We start from the raw sequence: 16,675 nt of genomic DNA on the forward strand, positions 1-16,675 counted from the left end.
ACTAGCACAAGATTACCATCCACGCTTGTAAGGCTGCGGCGCCTCCAGCTTGGCATTCAATACTTCAGCTGCACGGCGCGGCCAGTAGGGATCACGCAGCAATTCACGGCCTATGAACACAAGATCGGCACGATGATTACGTACAATGTCTTCTGCGTGAGTAGGCTCCGTTATAAGTCCAACGGCTCCTGTTAAGATCCCCGTCGATTGACGAATCATCGAAGCATAGTTAACTTGATAGCCTGGGTAAGCTTTGACTGGATACGGTACCGTTCCACCTGAGCTGCAGTCTACGACGTCAACGCCTTGTGATTTCATACGGCGCGCATAGTCCGTATACGTCTCTATGGAGTTGCCGTTTTCAGCATATTCATTTGCTGATATACGGACGAATAAAGGTTTATCCCAAACGTGACGGACGCTATCAATGATTTCTGCTAAAAAACGATAGCGATTGTCGCTGTTTCCACCGTATTGATCTCTTCGTTCATTGGTGAGTGGTGACAAAAATTCATTGATAAGATAGCCATGAGCTGCATGAATTTCCACGACGTCGAAGCCTGCCTGATCAGCTCGCTGCGCCGCATCTGAGAATGATTTGATCGCTTTGCGAATCTCTTCTTGCGACATCTCCTTCGGAACTTGATAGTCGCTATTAAAGGCAATGGCCGAAGGAGCTACGGCATCAGGAACCTCCGCTTTGCGACCTGCATGGGCGATTTGAATGCCGATTTTCATCCCGTGCGTATGCACGATATCTACGAGTCGACGCAAGCCTTCAATATGCTCATCGCTCCATATGCCCAAGTCGCGGGAACTAATCCGCCCGTTCGGTTGGACAGCTGTAGCTTCCACCATAATAAGGCCCACTTGTCCAACTGCACGTGATGCATAGTGGACCAAATGCCAATCGTTTACTTTTCCGTCCTCGGTTTCACAAGCGTACATGCACATGGGTGACATGACAATCCGATTTGGCAGTGTTACATTACGAATCGTTAACGGTTCGAATAAATGAGGCATAGTATACCCTCCACTCTACTTGATCCATCGTTAATCTATCTTATCGCTAGTTATTTTGATAGGTAGATATACAATCATTATACCTGTTCATAAGATCACTTACCAATCACATACAGTAGCGGGATATATGGACATTTTTCTAAAACGAATCAGCTATTTTTACGCCAACACCTGGTCAAACCATTGGATGACATCTGCGGTAACTTCATCACGATTCGTATCATTAAGCAGTTCGTGTCTTCCTTCTTTGTACGTAATCATTTTCACGGATTGTGAGCCCGTTTGCTTTAATAACTTCTCTAAATGGGGCACACCTTTGCCGAAATTGCTTACTGGATCCATATCCCCTGCAATAAGCAGAATAGGAAGATCATTTGGTATGCGTGCGAGTTGTGCTGGTTGGTGGATACGGCGCAGCATACGGAACATCTCTTCGTAGAAGCCTACACTGCAAATGAAACCGCAGTAGGGGTCTTCCACATATTTTCGCACTTCATCTTTGTCACGGGACAACCAGTCGAACGAAGTTTCGCTTGGCTGGAAGCGACGATTAAAACCGCCAAAAGCCATATTATTAATCAGGTTGCTATGATATGTCCGTCCACGCATACGTCCAATCAACTGGGCGAGTACGATGCCTGCACCCAGTTCAGGTCCGCGGGGGCCATTACTGCCACAAAGAACCGCACCCGTCAAACGCTGTCCGTATTTTGCAAGATAGTCTGTAGATAAGAACGAGCCCATGCTATGTCCAAATAGCAGCAATGGTAGTTGTGGATGAGCCGCTTCAATATGTCTGCTCAAAAGATCCATGTCCTGAACCATATGTTTCATATCGTTCGCTTCCAGATGACCTAGCAGTTCATTGCTTGCAGCGGTTTGCCCATGACCCCGATGGTCGTTGGCGTAGACGATATACCCGTGATCGGTTAAGGAACGAGCGAATCTCTCATAGCGTGATCCTGTCTCGGTCATGCCATGTGCAATTTGTACGACGGCACGCACTGGCTTACTTTCATCAGGCGACCATTGGTTTATATGTAAAGCAAGTCCGTCGTGCGCTTGCAGAATGAAGGTATGATATTGCATCGTATCTGTTCAACTCCTAGTGAAGTGTTTTTATGGTGAGATTGTATTTTATATTGTAACTTGAAAATAGATGAAGTGCAGTGCAGCATTTCACCTCTTCATTTCTTTCCTGCTAAAAATGAAACATAAGCTATGAATGATAAATAAAGGAGATGAGCGTTATGACTACCTTGGAACCCGTAACGATATATCACTATGATGCATTTTCGAATATTGCAGGCAAGGGCAACCCGGTAGGTGTAGTTCTTGATGCTGACAAATTAACGGCTGAGCAAATGCAGCAAATTGCGCTGGATGTAGGTTTCAATGAGACGGTCTTCGTTTGTCCATCCCAGAGTGCGGATCTCCGCCTTGTCTATTATACGCCAGGTCATGAGATGAATTTATGCGGACATGCCACGATAGCAGCATTAACTTGCCTTCTTGATGAGAAAAGAATAGTTGGACGCGCTGCTGTGACGATAGAGACGAAAGCAGGCGTATTGCCGATTCATATTGAGCAGAGTGAGCAAGGTGAATGGAAGATCACGATGAGGCAGGATGAGCCTCAATTTGTACCTTACACGGGAGACAGGGGGCAATTGGCATCGCTAATTGGATTGTCCGAGGAGGAGCTGCATCCTGATTTGCCCATCGTTTATGGAAGTACAGGGATATGGACCTTGCTCGTTCCGATTGCGAAGCGAAAAAGTTTTGGCCATATGGTGCCGAATACTATGGCATTTCCTGATTATCTATTACAAAATCCCAAAGCTTCTATTCATCCGTTTTGTATGGAAACGGTAGATCCGACAGCATTCATGTATGCTCGACATTTTTCTTCACCCTTTTCAGGTACCGTTGAAGATGCAGTGACGGGAACAGCATCGGGCGTAATGGGAGCTTATTATTTGACTTATATGGAACCAAGCGTGGTGCAAGCTTCATTTCTCGTGGAGCAAGGCTATGAGATTGGGAGAGAAGGCAAGGTCTCGGTAAATGTAAAGCGCTCTGAAGAGAGGCTATTAGAAGTGAATATATCAGGGAAAGCAGCCCTTGTTAGGACATGGAATTGGTATCGCTAGAAAAAAATATGAAATTTTGTTCCACAATATTGAAAAATCGTTCATCGCTACCGATATAGTAGTTGGTGGTATAAATAGGCATATATGATCAAATGCTTAAATAATAATTTTATTGAAAAACACTAACTTTGGTGATGTCGAATATTGATGGGAAATGTTAGATAGGATATAATTACTAGGCTATATGATTATATGATCATAGGCAGATCTATTTTTATAGTTAAAAAGTTGTGCTTGTATGCACACTTTTTACTAGAAGAACTATTCGTCCCAGTGAAGGGGGGCATAGGGGAGAGGGGCAAGGTTGTACATCATTACATCATGAATCAGGGGGAATAACATGCGTACTCAATTTAAGAAGTGGGCAATTATGCTGATGGCAACGGTTATGTGCTTCTCTATGTTGTCAACAACGGCTGGTGCTGCTAACCGTCCAACGACGATGGCACCAAATGGTATCGTAACAACACCTCATTACTTGGCTTCTGCTGCAGCCTTGGAAGTTCTTGAGGAGGGCGGTAACGCGGTTGATGCGGCTATTGCTGCTCAAGCAACTTTGGCAGTTGTATATCCACAATACACAAGTATGGGTGGAGATGCTTTCTGGCTTATCTACAACGCTGACAAGGATGAACTCAAAGCGTTGAACGCAAGTGGTCGTTCCGGCGAGAAGACTACAATCGATTTCTATAAAGATAAAGGCTACAACAAAATCCCTTCCCGTGGCTACTTGGCTGCTAACACAGTTCCAGGAACTATTTCTGGCTGGGGAGAAGCTTATGAATATGCGGAAGAAACAATGGACTTGTCCATGGAGTGGGATGAATTGCTAGAGCGTGCAATTCATTACGCAGAAAAAGGATACCCTGTTACACCGAACCAAGAAAGATGGACAAAGACAGCTATGAATCCTGATAACAAAGAGCTGTTTGACTTGGGTCGCTTCAAGACGTTTACAGACATCTTTGTAAAACCTAACGGTGAGCTTTACAAAACAGGCGATGTGCTCGTGCAAAAAGATTTGGCGAAAACGCTGAAGCGAATTGCTATGAACGGCGCTGATGAATTCTACAAAGGTCAAACTGCTAAGAAGATTGCTGCTGACATTCAAGCAAACGGCGGATCTTTGACTTTTGAAGACTTTGCTAACCACAAAGCAGACTGGGTTAATCCAATTTCTGTTGACTACCGTGGATATCAAGCATATAACGTACCACCAAACTCTCAAGGTATGGCTTCCTTGTCTATCTTGAACATTTTGAATAACTTCGACTTGAAGAGCATGGGCGAAGGCTCAGCTGACTACTACCATGTTATGGTTGAAGCAACAAAGCAAGCTTTCGCTGATCGCGACAAGTGGTTGACGGATCCAGACTTCGCTAAGATCCCAGTTGACGAGTTGTTGTCCAAAGAGCATGGCAAGAAATTGGCTGCACGTATCGATATGAACAAAGCTGCAGAAAACGTAAAACCACTTGACCCTAAAGGTGACACAGTATGGTTGGGTATCGTTGATAAAGACGGTAACGCTGTATCTGTTATCCAAAGTCATTACTTTGACTGGGGTGCAGGTGTAGTTGCGAAAGACACAGGTGTTTTATTGCAAAACCGTGGTAGCTTCTTCTCCTTGGATCCAAACCATGTGAATGACTTGGAACCTAAGAAGCGTACGTTCCACACGTTGAACCCTGCTATGTTGTTTAAAGATGGCAAGCCGTTCATGCTTTACGGTACGCAAGGTGGCGAGGGACAACCTCAAACACAAGCGGCACTTGTAACACGATTCGTTGACTTCGGTATGACGGTTCAAGATGCTATTGAAGCTCCAAGATGGCTGCATGGCCGTAACTGGGGAGAAACCGCTAATGGATTAAGAATGGAAGGGCGTATTCCTCAATCCGTTATGGATGAAATGATTCGCCGTGGTCATCCAGTGAAAAAGATTGACGACTACACAGACCAAGTTGGTCAATCCGGTATGGTAGTGATTGATCCAGCAACAAACGTGAAATTTGCAGGCGCTGACCCTCGTGGTGAAGGCGCAGCTGTTGGCTATTAATCATTTCTGTATCTAGGAATGATGATATAGAGGCTTAAAGATTGTCAGGGCAGGAGGGGAGAGAAGCCTGCCTTGACGATCTCTTGCTATGGATTATGTGATCAAATGCACATAGTCCGAAAGTACTAATTTTTTCATCTTAGGAATTCAATTATGGAGGTATAAGGTAATGAACGAACATGTCGAACCAAGTTCGACGGATGCATCCACAGGTGCTAAAGTGGGCACGGTATTCAAGGGTAAATTGAAAAATCGGTTGATAGCTTGGTTTCTTGTCGTTTCCCTTATCCCCCTTGTCCTCACCTCGACATTCGTGTACAGCACAGCTTCATCTAGTTTAATTGAGAAACAAAACGATGCTTATGTTTCGCTTGTTAAGAGTAGAGCGGAAATGATGGATGAGTATTTTAAAGAACGTATGAATGAAATACGTATCATTGCAACGACATCAGATCTTCGCACAGATGATAATGCTCACATGATGAAATTTATTCAAAGCTTGAAACAAACGGCTCCACAATACGATGGTAATACGTTCATCGGTTTGGATGGACATGTGAAAGCTGACACATTTGAAAACAGCGTAGGTATTAATCTAGGAATGCGTCCATTCTTTAAGAATGCGATGGAAGACAAAGAAACATACACAGACGTTATTTTAGCGAAGACGACAGGTCAACGCTCAATCATTGTAGCAGTACCCGTTAAGCAAGCAGATGGAAAAATAAAGGGTGCACTAACTGGACTAGTGAATTTTGAGAAGTTCACTACGGAGATTTTTAAAAGTTTGTATATTGATAATGGGGTAGGGTATCCGATTGTCGTAGACAACCAAGGGAAAATTCAGCTTCATCCGAACAAAGAATTGATTGGTAAAACCGCTGAGGAAGCGAAGTTGACTGCAGGATTAATAAACATTTTGGGTCAAGAGAAGTCTGAAGCGACGTCTTACTCATACTCGGAGGCTGGAGAGAACTTTACGGTAGCTTACGCACCGGTTCCTACCACAGGATATAGCATATATATGCACATTCCAGAAGATTCGATCACGGCAGCAGTTTCTTCAATCCAATGGAGTGTGATGGTAATCGTAATCGCAGTAAGCTTAATCGTCGTTATTCTTGCTTACTTTATCGCACAGCAGATTACACGTCCGATCGTCGCGGTGGCAGAAGCTGCAGAGCGCGTATCGAATGGTGATCTTAACCAAGAAGAGTTGCCTGTTAAGTCGAGTGATGAAGTCGGCAAGCTGACGGGTGCAGTGAATACGATGATTCGCTCCCTGCGTCAGTTTATCCAACAAGTCAATCGTACTGCGGAAGATGTAGCCACATCCGCTGAGGAGTTGTCTGCTAACGCGGATCATACGAGTAAAGCGACAGAGCATATTGCGATGTCGATTCAAGAAGTGGCAGATGGAACAGAGCAGCAGGTGCAAAACGTAGAGGAAAGTGTACGTTCAATCCATCAAGTTGCCGAAGGAGTTCAGCAAATCTCCAATAATGCGCAAAGCGTGGCTCATTCTGCTTTGTCTGCTTCGGAAAGTGCTGAGATGGGTAACCGCGTGTTGCAGTCGGTAATGCAGCAAATGCAGTCGATTCATGACACGGTTAATACGCTTAACGGAACAGTGAAACAACTCGGTCAGCGCTCTGCTGCCATTGATAATATCGTACAAGTTATATCAGGTATCGCGGCTCAAACGAACTTGCTCGCGCTGAATGCTGCGATTGAAGCGGCTCGTGCTGGTGAGCATGGACGCGGGTTTGCGGTTGTAGCTGACGAGGTGCGCAAGCTATCTGAGCAATCAGGTGAATCCACAGAAAAAATCGCTGAATTGTTGGCTTCGATTCAAAGCGAAACAGCAACAGCAATCGAATCGATGGAGCAAGGTACACGTGAAGTTGCGGTTGGTATGGATGTCGTAAATCAAGCAGGTGCAGCGTTTACGGAGATATTGAATTCCGTTCAGCAAGTAGCAACGCAAATTCAAGAGGTTACCGCTTACTCTATCCAGATGAACAGCAATACCGAACACGCAGTTGAGCAAGTGAATCTGATTACAGAAGTTGCAGAACGTTCAGCAGAAGGAACACAGAACGTGTCGGCTGCTACAGAAGAGCAATTAGCAGCAATGGAGCAAGTAAGTTCCTCCGCAACATCATTAGCGAAAATGGCAGAAGATTTACAGTCTTACTTGAGCAAATTCAAAGTGTAATAAAGATCCAATGGAAGGGGGCGGATAGCCCTCTTTTTTATATTCTAAAAATCTTGCTAAATAACTGGATAAGTCAAGTCTGAAAAGCACATGTAAATAGTGATAGTATAGAAGTACAAAAAATCAGCAGAAGTATTCTCGATCATAGACGGCTGCGCATAAGGAGGACGTAACATGTTTCAACCACAATCATACAGCGGAGACGCTGCTAAGGATTACGAGCTAATGGTAAGTCAGTTGAAGGCGTTAATGGACGGAGAAACGAATCAGATTGCGAATCTAGCAAATGCTGCGGCTCTGCTCTGGCATGGACTTGAGAATATTAACTGGGCTGGCTTCTATTTGTATGAAGCAGAGACTAACCAGCTTGTATTGGGACCATTCCAGGGGATGCCTGCATGTGTCCGTATACCGCTGGGCCGAGGAGTATGCGGTACTTCTGCAGCCGAGCTGCGTACCGTTATTGTAGCAGATGTCCATGCATTTCCTGGGCATATTGCCTGTGATGCCAGATCACAAAGCGAGATCGTTGTGCCGCTTGTCCAGAATGGACGATTAATCGGTGTATTGGATATTGATAGTCCTATTTTAGAACGATTCAACGAGACTGACGGAGTATGGTTGGAGCGCATTGCGGAGTTGATCGTACAAGGATCCGAACATCTGACTAATGCGAATAGAAGTTAAAAAGAAGTGAAAAAGAGGGTTGTGAAATGAGTTCAATTATCGTCTTGCTCATCGTTCTCATCGGCGGTGTGGCGACTGCATTTCAAGCAGGCGTTAATGGCTTGCTTGGCAAGAAGATTGGCATTATCGAAGGCTCCTTTGTTTCGTTTCTAACGGGAACGATTGTGCTGCTTATTTTGTTGCTTATTACGACTCGTGGCAATTTAAGTCCACTCCTACAAGCCTTGCATGTTCCGAAGTGGCAGCTTACTGGTGGAATTTTAGGGGTTATCTATGTGTTAATCATGATATTTGCAGTGCCGAAGATTGGAACGGCAACCACCTTTGTCGCTATTATTGCGACTCAGATGCTAATGAGCACCGTGATCGACCATTATGGATTATTCGGTAAGACGATTCCCATTAACAGCTATAAAGTAATAGGGCTGATTTTACTGGCGGGTGCACTGTTCTTTATCTACAAGTCCAGCCAAGTGCAAGGATAGGCGGGATTGTTTATAGTCGATGAGGGGAAGAATGACACGGAATTTTCTTCTAATTACCACATTTTTCTTCTTTTTATACTGATTACGTCGACATAATGATCTATAATAGATATGATATTTTGTACAATTGAAGAAGTTTAAGATTTGTAGATAATGAAAAATTTGATTGTAAGGCAGGGTGAAGAAGTTGCAAAAGATTCGAATTGGTATTGTAGGGTATGGTAACTTGGGAAAAGGCGTAGAATATTCGATTCGCCAAAATCCAGATATGGAGCTAGTAGCTGTATTTACGCGTCGTAGTCCAGAGTCCGTTCAAGCATCTGTTCCAGTCATCTCACTTGATGAAGTCGAACAATATCAGGATCGTATTGATGTGATGCTGTTATGCGGCGGATCTGCGACAGATTTGCCTATTCAAGGGCCAGCAATGGCGAAGTTGTTTAATATTGTTGATAGCTTCGATACACATGCACGTATTCCTGAATACTTCGAAGAAGTTAACCAGCAAGCTGAAGGTAACGGACATGTTGCAGTTATTTCTACAGGTTGGGACCCGGGCTTGTTCTCCCTGAGCCGCTTGCTGTTCGAAGCAGTATTGCCAGAAGGTAATGCATATACATTCTGGGGCAAAGGCGTGAGCCAAGGGCACTCCGATGCGATTCGTCGTGTTCCTGGCGTTAAGAATGGTGTTCAGTACACGATTCCATCTACGGAAGCAGTAGAGCGTGTTCGCAACGGTGAGAACCCAGAGCTTACAACTCGCGAGAAGCATCTTCGTGAATGTTTCGTCGTAGCAGAAGAAGGCGCAGATCTGAAAGAAATCGAGAAAACAATTGTTAATATGCCTAACTATTTTGCTGACTACGATACGGTTGTTAACTTTATCAACGAGGAAGAATTGAAGGCAAATCATAGCGGTATTCCACATGGCGGCCTCGTGTTACATAGCGGAGTGACAGGTGAAGGAACAACGCAAGTAATGGAATTCGGCTTGAACCTTGGAAGTAACCCTGAGTTCACGTCCAGCGTTCTTGTTGCGTATGCTCGTGCTGTACACCGTTTGTCTCAACGTGGAGAACGTGGAGCGCGTACGGTATTTGATATTCCATTCGGCTTGTTGTCTCCTAAGTCTGCGGAGCAATTGCGCGCTGAGTTGCTATAATCCGTTTGTCATTGTTGACGAACATGTTCATATCATAAGTCTATTGATGTTAAAAAGCTGTCGAGTGTATGCTCGACAGCTTTTTTTATGAAAGGTAGTGGACGATATGAAAATGGTTAAGAAGATAGGTAAAGTTCTTTTGGCTATGTTTTTATCTGTGTATGCTCTTGTTTTACTACTTGTAATTCTGTTTGTTTTATGTGTTATGTATTATGAAGCATATATGTTTGAGCAATGAGCCATATTTGATTGTATTGTTGGCCCTTCAGATAGCCTTCTAAATAATGATTGCCCTCTTACGAGGAGAGGGCATAGTAGTAAGCATATAGATTTATCCCGATGTTGTTTCATCCCAATGCGTCTGGATAAATTCGTCCCGTCCTGACACAGCGCGATCCTGCTTATAGTGATCGGGCTCTTTGCGGTAATAATCTTGATGATATTCTTCTGCTTCGTAGAATGGAGCAGCATCAACAATGGGAGTTACAATCGGTTTGTCGAAGCGTCCACTTGCAGCCAATGCAGCTCTAGATGCTTCCGCCAGTTTCCTTTGTTCTTCACTGTGAACGAAAATGGTAGTCGTATAGGATTCACCGCGATCTTGGAATTGACCTCCTGCATCTGTTGGATCGATCTGCATCCAGAAAATGTCGAGCAATTGTGCATAGCTGAAAATACTCGGATCGAACGTAATTTGCACAGCTTCTATGTGACCTGTCGTCTGTGTTTTTACTTGTTCATAGGTTGGGTTAACTACATGTCCTCCTGTATAGCCTGAAATGACACCATGAATGCCATCCCATTGGTCAAACGGCTTCACCATACACCAGAAGCAGCCCCCAGCAAATGTTGCTTTCTCTAAAACTGTTGAATTGGATTGAGTACCTGATGTTGTCATTGTAGCGTGCCCCCTTATGTTCAATCATTCTCGTTAGTTATGAAGTTGATGTGTAATTCGTATTACAGCTCATCGTACAGCTGCTTCGATACATTTTAAGTGTAACTGTGCCGTTGCTGATTGAACAGTTATTTATAATAAATGCTAGACATGAACGATAGGGTCAAAAGGGAATATCATTGTTATTCATGATAGGCATATGCATATCATCATTCCGTGAAATCTCCCTCTGTTGTATTCCTGTTATACGGGTGGCAAAATGGATATATAGAAGGTAATGGCACGATGGGAACGGCATATGGGAGGTAATACGATGTATGTAAGTCAAATTTCATTAAATAGGGAGCAGGTCCCCTCTTTTCATAGCTACCCTTTTGATTTGGAGGTTGTGCGCTCCTTTACAACGCTGAAGTTTCAACAACCGGTGACTTTTTTAGTAGGTGAAAATGGAACAGGAAAATCAACCTTGCTCGAAGCAATGGCGATTGCGATGGGATTCAATCCCGAAGGAGGCAGCTTAAATATGCGCTTCCAGACAGAGAGCAGCCATTCCGAGCTGTATCAATACATGCGTGTAGGCAAAAAAGCCCCTTATGCAAAAGATGGTTTCTTCTTGCGTGCAGAGAGTTACTACAACGTTGCAAGTCATATTGATCAACTGGATAGAGAAGAGGGGCCAGGCATGCCAATTCGTTACTCGTATGGCGGCAAATCGCTGCATGAACAGTCGCATGGCGAAGCGTTTTGGTCAACGTTCCTGCATCGGTTTGGTGGCAACGGATTGTATATGTTGGATGAACCGGAGGCTGCTCTATCGCCGCTGCGTCAAATGTCTTTCCTTGCGAGAATGCATCAGCTGGTGAAGGATAACTCACAGTTTATTATTGCTACGCATTCGCCTATATTAATGTCTTATCCGGATGCAGATATTATAACGTTAGATAGGGGAGAACTGCGCAAAGTTGCACTCGAAGAGACAGACCACTTTGCAATTACCCATAGTTTTATGACTGGGCGAGAGCGTATGCTGCGTGAGTTGCTGCAAGATGAAGAGCAGAATGGATAGCGTATAGCAGCTAGCTTGCAGCAAAGTTAGTAGTTCTGGTAACGAATGTACATTTTCCTTCGCATGGCAACGTACATTTTCAGATGTTTACGAAAGGTGGTTGCCTATCATAATAGGAATGTAAAGACAACCTATATTCCCAGTGTGCTCATAATGGTTGCTGCGACGATCTGGTAGCTTCGTGGAAATGGACTTTTCCAGTAGAAAATAACTTCTAATAATACGTTCATGACCGCAAGTACAGCAGCTCCAGGAGCAAATGGTTCATAGAACGCTGCCAATAGATACAGAATTCCAATTTTAAGGTAGTACGTATTACTGTAGGAAAAGGAGCATAAAGATAGGGAAGAGCGGACTGGACTTGCTTAATGCAAGTTATTATCCTATTCCAAAAATGAATTCAATATTGTGGGACAAAATGGATCGTGCATCGTATAATTAGATAAGAGACATGAAAAGTATAAAAAGGAGGAAATTGATACTAATGCATAGCACAGAGTATTCTTCGTCAAATGGCTCATTGCCTAAGTTGTTTTCAGTATTGTTTACTGCACTGCTGATTTCATTTGCAGGTATTTATGCAGGACAATTCGTACCTAAAGCATATGCGATCCCTCTCTACGTTGTAGAGATCGGCCTATTGCTGGCTGTCTTCTTCTTGAGAAAGAGCAAAGCTGTTGGGTACCCGCTTATGTTTGCTTTTATGTTTGTTTCGGGTATTACGTTGCAGTTTGCGATCGCTTATTATGTAAGCACGCTCGGCGCAACTCTTGTTGGGCAAGCATTTGCCCTTGCGGTAGTTGCTTTCGGAGGAACAGCACTCTACGCGGTGAAGTCTAAGCAAGACTTCTCTTACATGCGTGGTTTCTTGGTAGCTTCGACGCTTGTTCTTATTGGTATTATGCTTGTAGGCTTGTTCGTTCCAATGACAGGTACAATGGAACTGATATATTCAGGCTTCGGTATTTTGATCTTTATCGGATGGACGTTGTTTGACTTCTCTCGTCTTACGAAGCATGGATTTGCTGAAGAAGATATTCCGTCCATTGTCGTGAGCATTTACCTCGACTTTGTAAACTTGTTCTTGTTCATTCTTCGCTTTATTGGTGCAAGCAGAGACTAAGGAGTTCATAACGTTAACGAGATTAGTGGATTAACTTGTAGTCCTAAAGGGTGTTCGTCTTACAGCGTGTCTGTAAGGTGGATGCCCTTTATTTGTATCTTGGTAAAATAGAGTGACAAGATAGGAGGCAAGTATCCTGTGCATGCGATCCAATTAAAAAAGTTGTCCCTAAAGTCAATTGCAAAGACTTTCAGGACAACTCTTATCTAACATGTATTGAGATTTAGAATTGATCTACGTATTCATTACTGCACATCGATTCTAAGTTACGCGCGTTCAACGATCGTATTGTATGTTGTGCGATCCGTATGTTTAACGAGCTTAATAAGCAGTTCCTTCGCCGCATCAATATCATCTGTGTGAACGATGGATGCTGGCGTATGGATGTAACGTCCTACAACGCCGATAATCGTCGATGGTACGCCTTTACCGCTCAAATGTACTTGTCCTGCATCTGTACCACCTGGAGATACGAAGTATTGGTAAGGAATTTTGTGCGTATCGGCGATATCTTGAACGAACTCTACGAGACCGCGATGAGTAATCATCGTCGGATCGTAGATGCGAAGCAGAGCGCCTTTGCCCAAGTGACCGAAGGAATTACGGTCGCCTGTCATATCATTTGCAGCACTGCAATCCAATCCGTAGAAAATGTCAGGTTGAATTAAGTTCGCTGCTGTACGAGCTCCGCGTAGACCAACTTCCTCCTGCACCGTAGCACCAGAGAATAAGATGTTAGGCAGCTGAGCTTTCTCACGATGAAGCTCTTTTAACAATTCGATGGCAAGTCCGACACCGTAACGGTTATCCCATGCTTTGGCCATAATCTTTTTTGGATTTAGCATTGGTGTGAATTCACATACAGGAACAATTTGTTGGCCAGGACGAATGCCTGCCGCTTCAGCTTCTGCACGGTTATCTGCACCAACATCGATATACATCACTTTAGGATCAACAGGTTTGTTAGCTGTTGCTTCATCAAGCAAATGCTTCGGAATGGAGCCGACAACTCCGCGAATAGGACCATTTGGTGTAATGATATCTACTTGCTGCGCGAGAATAACTTGTCCCCACCAGCCGCCAAGTGTGGTGAACTTAATCATGCCTGTGTCTGTAATTTGCGTAGACATAAAGCCGACTTCATCCAAATGTCCAGCAACCATAACGCGAGGACCTTCTTCATTACCACGCATAACGCCAAATACGCTGCCAAGCGCGTCATGAATGATTTCATCTGTGTATTTGCTAATTTCTCCTTTAACAAGTGCTCGGAGATCACGCTCAAAGCCAGGAGCGGCTGGGAATTCAGTTAGCGTGCGGAATAGCTCTAATGTCTCTTGCTGCATGTCGAGGTCTCCTTTATACGATGAAATACAAGATTTAAAATGGAGTCAAAATGACTCGGTGTTGCTTGATGCATATAAGTTAAGTATGAACTTATTTGCGGATGTAGGCAAGCGTAGAAGAGGGGACAATAAATAAAAGATTGCAGCGGTTGCGGCTTGCATCCGGGTCGTGTACCTGGGGAGCAACCATAAAGGTGGATATTTTAGAAGGTTGGCTATAAACGAGTGCAATATTGGCTATAAGTTAAAAAGCCAAGCCAACGAGCGAGATGCTTGTTGACTTGGCTAGAGGATAGTATATACCTAATGAGTGCGTATTCGTTATTTATTGTTCACTGCGTTCCGCGACGAATGCGTCGATACGAGCCATTACATCGTTCGTTACGCGTTCAAGACGAGCTTGAGCATCCGCATTGTCTGTGCCTTTTACCGCAAAGTACATTTTAATTTTTGGCTCTGTGCCAGAAGGACGAAGGCAGAACCAGCTTCCATCCGCGAGGTGGTATTTGAGTACATTTTCTTTCGGCAGATCATAGAGTCCAAGCGCGTAGTCTTCTGCTTTTGCAACGGAAATTCCGCCAGCTTCAGCAGGGACATTTGCACGCCAGTCTTCCATAATGCCTTGAATAACAGCAACACCTTCAACACCTTTAAGGGTTCGGGATTGCAAGCCTTCCAAGTAGTAGCCATGCTGCACATACAGTTCTTGCAGTACATCATACAATGTTTTGCCTTGCGCCTTATAGTACGCGCCGGCTTCAGCAATGAGCATAGCGCCAATGACAGCATCCTTGTCACGTGCGTAGTTGCCCGCCAGATAGCCGTAGCTCTCTTCATATCCAAATAGGAAAGTATGCTCGCCAGTTTCATCGAACTGAGTCATTTTCTCACCGATATATTTGAAGCCTGTTAAGGTGTTAAGTACTGTCATGCCAAATGCTTCAGCGATGGAAGCACCTAGTTCGCTCGTTACAATTGTTTTGATGACCGCACCGTTTGCTGGCAACGTATTGTTCTTCTTCATTGCATCAAGAACATAATGTACCATAAGAGCACCTGACTGGTTGCCTGTGAGCACGACATATTGTCCATTTGCGTCTTTTACTACAGCTCCCATTCGGTCAGCATCGGGGTCTGTACCCATAATAATATCAGCGTCCCAAGCTTGAGCTTGCTCAATCGCGATGCTGAATGCTTCGCGCTCTTCAGGGTTAGGCGATTTTACTGTCGGGAAGCTACCATCTGGCTGTTCTTGTTCAGCGACTACACGTACTTGGCTAAATCCGATACGCTCCAGCACATGGCGAACAGGTAGATTACCTGAGCCGTGAAGTGGCGTGAACAAGAGGCGGAAGTTGTTGCTCGTTTCACGAATAACGTCTGGGTTTTGGCTAACAGCGGCAACAGCGCTTATGTATGCCTCATCCATATCTTTGCCTAACCAGACAAGCAATCCTTGTGCTTCTGCTTCTTCGCGTGTGAGGCGCTTTACATCGGCTAGTGATGCTATGCCACGAATTTCACCAATTACTTGAGCAGCTGTATCCGGGTTTATCTGAGCTCCGTCTGCTCCGTATACTTTGTATCCGTTATATTCCGGCGGATTGTGACTCGCTGTAACGACAATACCTGCACTTGCTTGCAAATGACGCACTGTGAACGACAGCTGCGGTGTTGGACGTAACGACTCGTATACGTACGCTTTTACACCGTTGCCAGCAAGTACAAGTGCAGACTCTAGTGCAAATTCAGGTGAGAAATGACGAGAATCGTATGCGATAGCAACAGAAGGTGCATCCGTTGTAGCATTCAAATATTGGGCCAAGCCTTGAGTAGCTTTACCTACTGTGTATACATTCATGCGATTTGTTCCTGCACCTATAACTCCGCGCAAACCGCCTGTACCAAATTGTAGTTCTGTATAGAAGCGATCAACAATTTCCTTGTCTTGACCAGCGATTGCTTGAAGCTCTTGCTTCGTAGCAGCATCGATATGCGGATCGTTCAGCCAGATCGAATACATTTCTTGAGAACGATGATCGGTTGCTAACATAATATCCTCCTTAATTCGCATCGAATGATGCCCTTTAATTCTATTTCCATCATAACAAATTTTTGTGCATAAATGTAATTAGCTAGATTCGCTATATCGATAAAGAAGGGAATACCCACTCCTTACTATACTATGGTGCAACTGTGTAGGAATGTCCTTTTTTTCATAGTTGTAAGGGTAGGCGTTAAGAGTGGATAGTTCGGGCTATTTGTTCGAACATAAGCTTTTGGCATTATTGGAATGTGGCTCGGCAGACAGCATATAGTGAAGCGCAATAATTGTAGAGGTTTCCTGCATATATCGATAACCCCTTTTGATTATGGAAACATTATCCTCTTCTTTGATATACTTACGGGGAGCGAACATGAATACAGATACTACCGCTTGAGCAGGGCATGAGAA

Annotated in this window: 14 protein-coding genes; 8 read left to right on the plus strand and 6 right to left on the minus strand. The window is 44.2% G+C overall.

Translation table 11 applies throughout. The annotated features are described in order from the left end of the window. Nucleotides 1-12: 12 nt before the first annotated feature. Together namA and FPZ44_RS20040 are read right to left on the minus strand one after the other, a co-directional pair. Nucleotides 13-1,023: an NADPH dehydrogenase NamA gene (namA, locus tag FPZ44_RS20035; protein ID WP_144993207.1), complete on the minus strand. Its 1,011-nt coding sequence runs from the start codon at nt 1,021-1,023 to the stop codon at nt 13-15. A 159-nt stretch (nt 1,024-1,182) separates the two neighbouring features. Continuing rightward, entirely contained in the window at nt 1,183-2,112 is a 930-nt protein-coding gene (locus tag FPZ44_RS20040) for an alpha/beta hydrolase (protein WP_144993210.1), read from the minus strand. A 170-nt stretch (nt 2,113-2,282) separates the two neighbouring features. Between FPZ44_RS20040 and FPZ44_RS20045 the strand changes: the two genes are divergently transcribed. The 6 genes from FPZ44_RS20045 to FPZ44_RS20070 all read left to right on the plus strand — a co-directional run bounded on the left by FPZ44_RS20045 (nt 2,283) and on the right by FPZ44_RS20070 (nt 9,787). Next, nucleotides 2,283-3,176 (plus strand): PhzF family phenazine biosynthesis isomerase, encoded by an 894-nt coding sequence (locus FPZ44_RS20045; protein WP_144993696.1) that lies wholly within the window; start codon nt 2,283-2,285, stop codon nt 3,174-3,176. 370 nt (nt 3,177-3,546) lie between these two features. Then, on the plus strand, nt 3,547-5,235 hold the full coding sequence (gene ggt / locus FPZ44_RS20050; protein ID WP_261378458.1) for a gamma-glutamyltransferase: 1,689 nt from the start codon (nt 3,547-3,549) through the stop codon (nt 5,233-5,235). A gap of 169 nt (nt 5,236-5,404) precedes the next feature. Continuing rightward, the gene (locus tag FPZ44_RS20055; protein ID WP_144993216.1) at nt 5,405-7,453 is read left to right on the plus strand and encodes a methyl-accepting chemotaxis protein; all 2,049 of its coding nucleotides are present in this window, start codon (nt 5,405-5,407) and stop codon (nt 7,451-7,453) included. 174 nt (nt 7,454-7,627) lie between these two features. After that, nucleotides 7,628-8,140 (plus strand): GAF domain-containing protein, encoded by a 513-nt coding sequence (locus FPZ44_RS20060; protein WP_144993219.1) that lies wholly within the window; start codon nt 7,628-7,630, stop codon nt 8,138-8,140. Nucleotides 8,141-8,166: 26 nt separating this feature from the next. Then, on the plus strand, nt 8,167-8,625 hold the full coding sequence (locus FPZ44_RS20065; RefSeq protein ID WP_144993222.1) for a DMT family transporter: 459 nt from the start codon (nt 8,167-8,169) through the stop codon (nt 8,623-8,625). 187 nt (nt 8,626-8,812) lie between these two features. Then, the gene (locus FPZ44_RS20070) at nt 8,813-9,787 is read left to right on the plus strand and encodes a diaminopimelate dehydrogenase (protein ID WP_144993225.1); all 975 of its coding nucleotides are present in this window, start codon (nt 8,813-8,815) and stop codon (nt 9,785-9,787) included. Between the two features lie 331 nt (nt 9,788-10,118). On the opposite strand, the gene msrA is transcribed toward FPZ44_RS20070, so the two are convergent. Further along, entirely contained in the window at nt 10,119-10,685 is a 567-nt protein-coding gene (gene msrA, locus FPZ44_RS20075) for a peptide-methionine (S)-S-oxide reductase MsrA (RefSeq protein WP_144993228.1), read from the minus strand. Nucleotides 10,686-10,998: 313 nt separating this feature from the next. Between msrA and FPZ44_RS20080 the strand changes: the two genes are divergently transcribed. Continuing rightward, on the plus strand, nt 10,999-11,751 hold the full coding sequence (locus FPZ44_RS20080; RefSeq protein WP_261378440.1) for an AAA family ATPase: 753 nt from the start codon (nt 10,999-11,001) through the stop codon (nt 11,749-11,751). A gap of 131 nt (nt 11,752-11,882) precedes the next feature. Here the strand turns inward: FPZ44_RS20080 and FPZ44_RS26550 are convergent, their stop codons facing one another. Next, nucleotides 11,883-12,032 carry a hypothetical protein gene (locus FPZ44_RS26550; RefSeq protein ID WP_186786158.1) on the minus strand — a complete coding sequence of 50 codons (150 nt, stop codon included), beginning with the start codon at nt 12,030-12,032 and terminating at the stop codon, nt 11,883-11,885. 203 nt (nt 12,033-12,235) lie between these two features. On the opposite strand from FPZ44_RS26550, the gene FPZ44_RS20085 reads away from it, so the two are divergent. Next, a complete protein-coding gene (locus FPZ44_RS20085; RefSeq protein WP_144993233.1) occupies nt 12,236-12,874 on the plus strand; it encodes a Bax inhibitor-1/YccA family protein in 639 nt (212 codons plus the stop codon). A gap of 266 nt (nt 12,875-13,140) precedes the next feature. Here the strand turns inward: FPZ44_RS20085 and FPZ44_RS20090 are convergent, their stop codons facing one another. Next, nucleotides 13,141-14,220 (minus strand): M42 family metallopeptidase, encoded by a 1,080-nt coding sequence (locus tag FPZ44_RS20090; protein ID WP_144993236.1) that lies wholly within the window; start codon nt 14,218-14,220, stop codon nt 13,141-13,143. A gap of 325 nt (nt 14,221-14,545) precedes the next feature. Continuing rightward, on the minus strand, nt 14,546-16,273 hold the full coding sequence (locus tag FPZ44_RS20095; protein WP_144993239.1) for a phospho-sugar mutase: 1,728 nt from the start codon (nt 16,271-16,273) through the stop codon (nt 14,546-14,548). Nucleotides 16,274-16,675 lie beyond the last annotated feature (402 nt).

Source organism: Paenibacillus agilis (assembly GCF_007786455.1).
GTDB lineage: Bacteria > Bacillota > Bacilli > Paenibacillales > Paenibacillaceae > Paenibacillus_B > Paenibacillus_B agilis.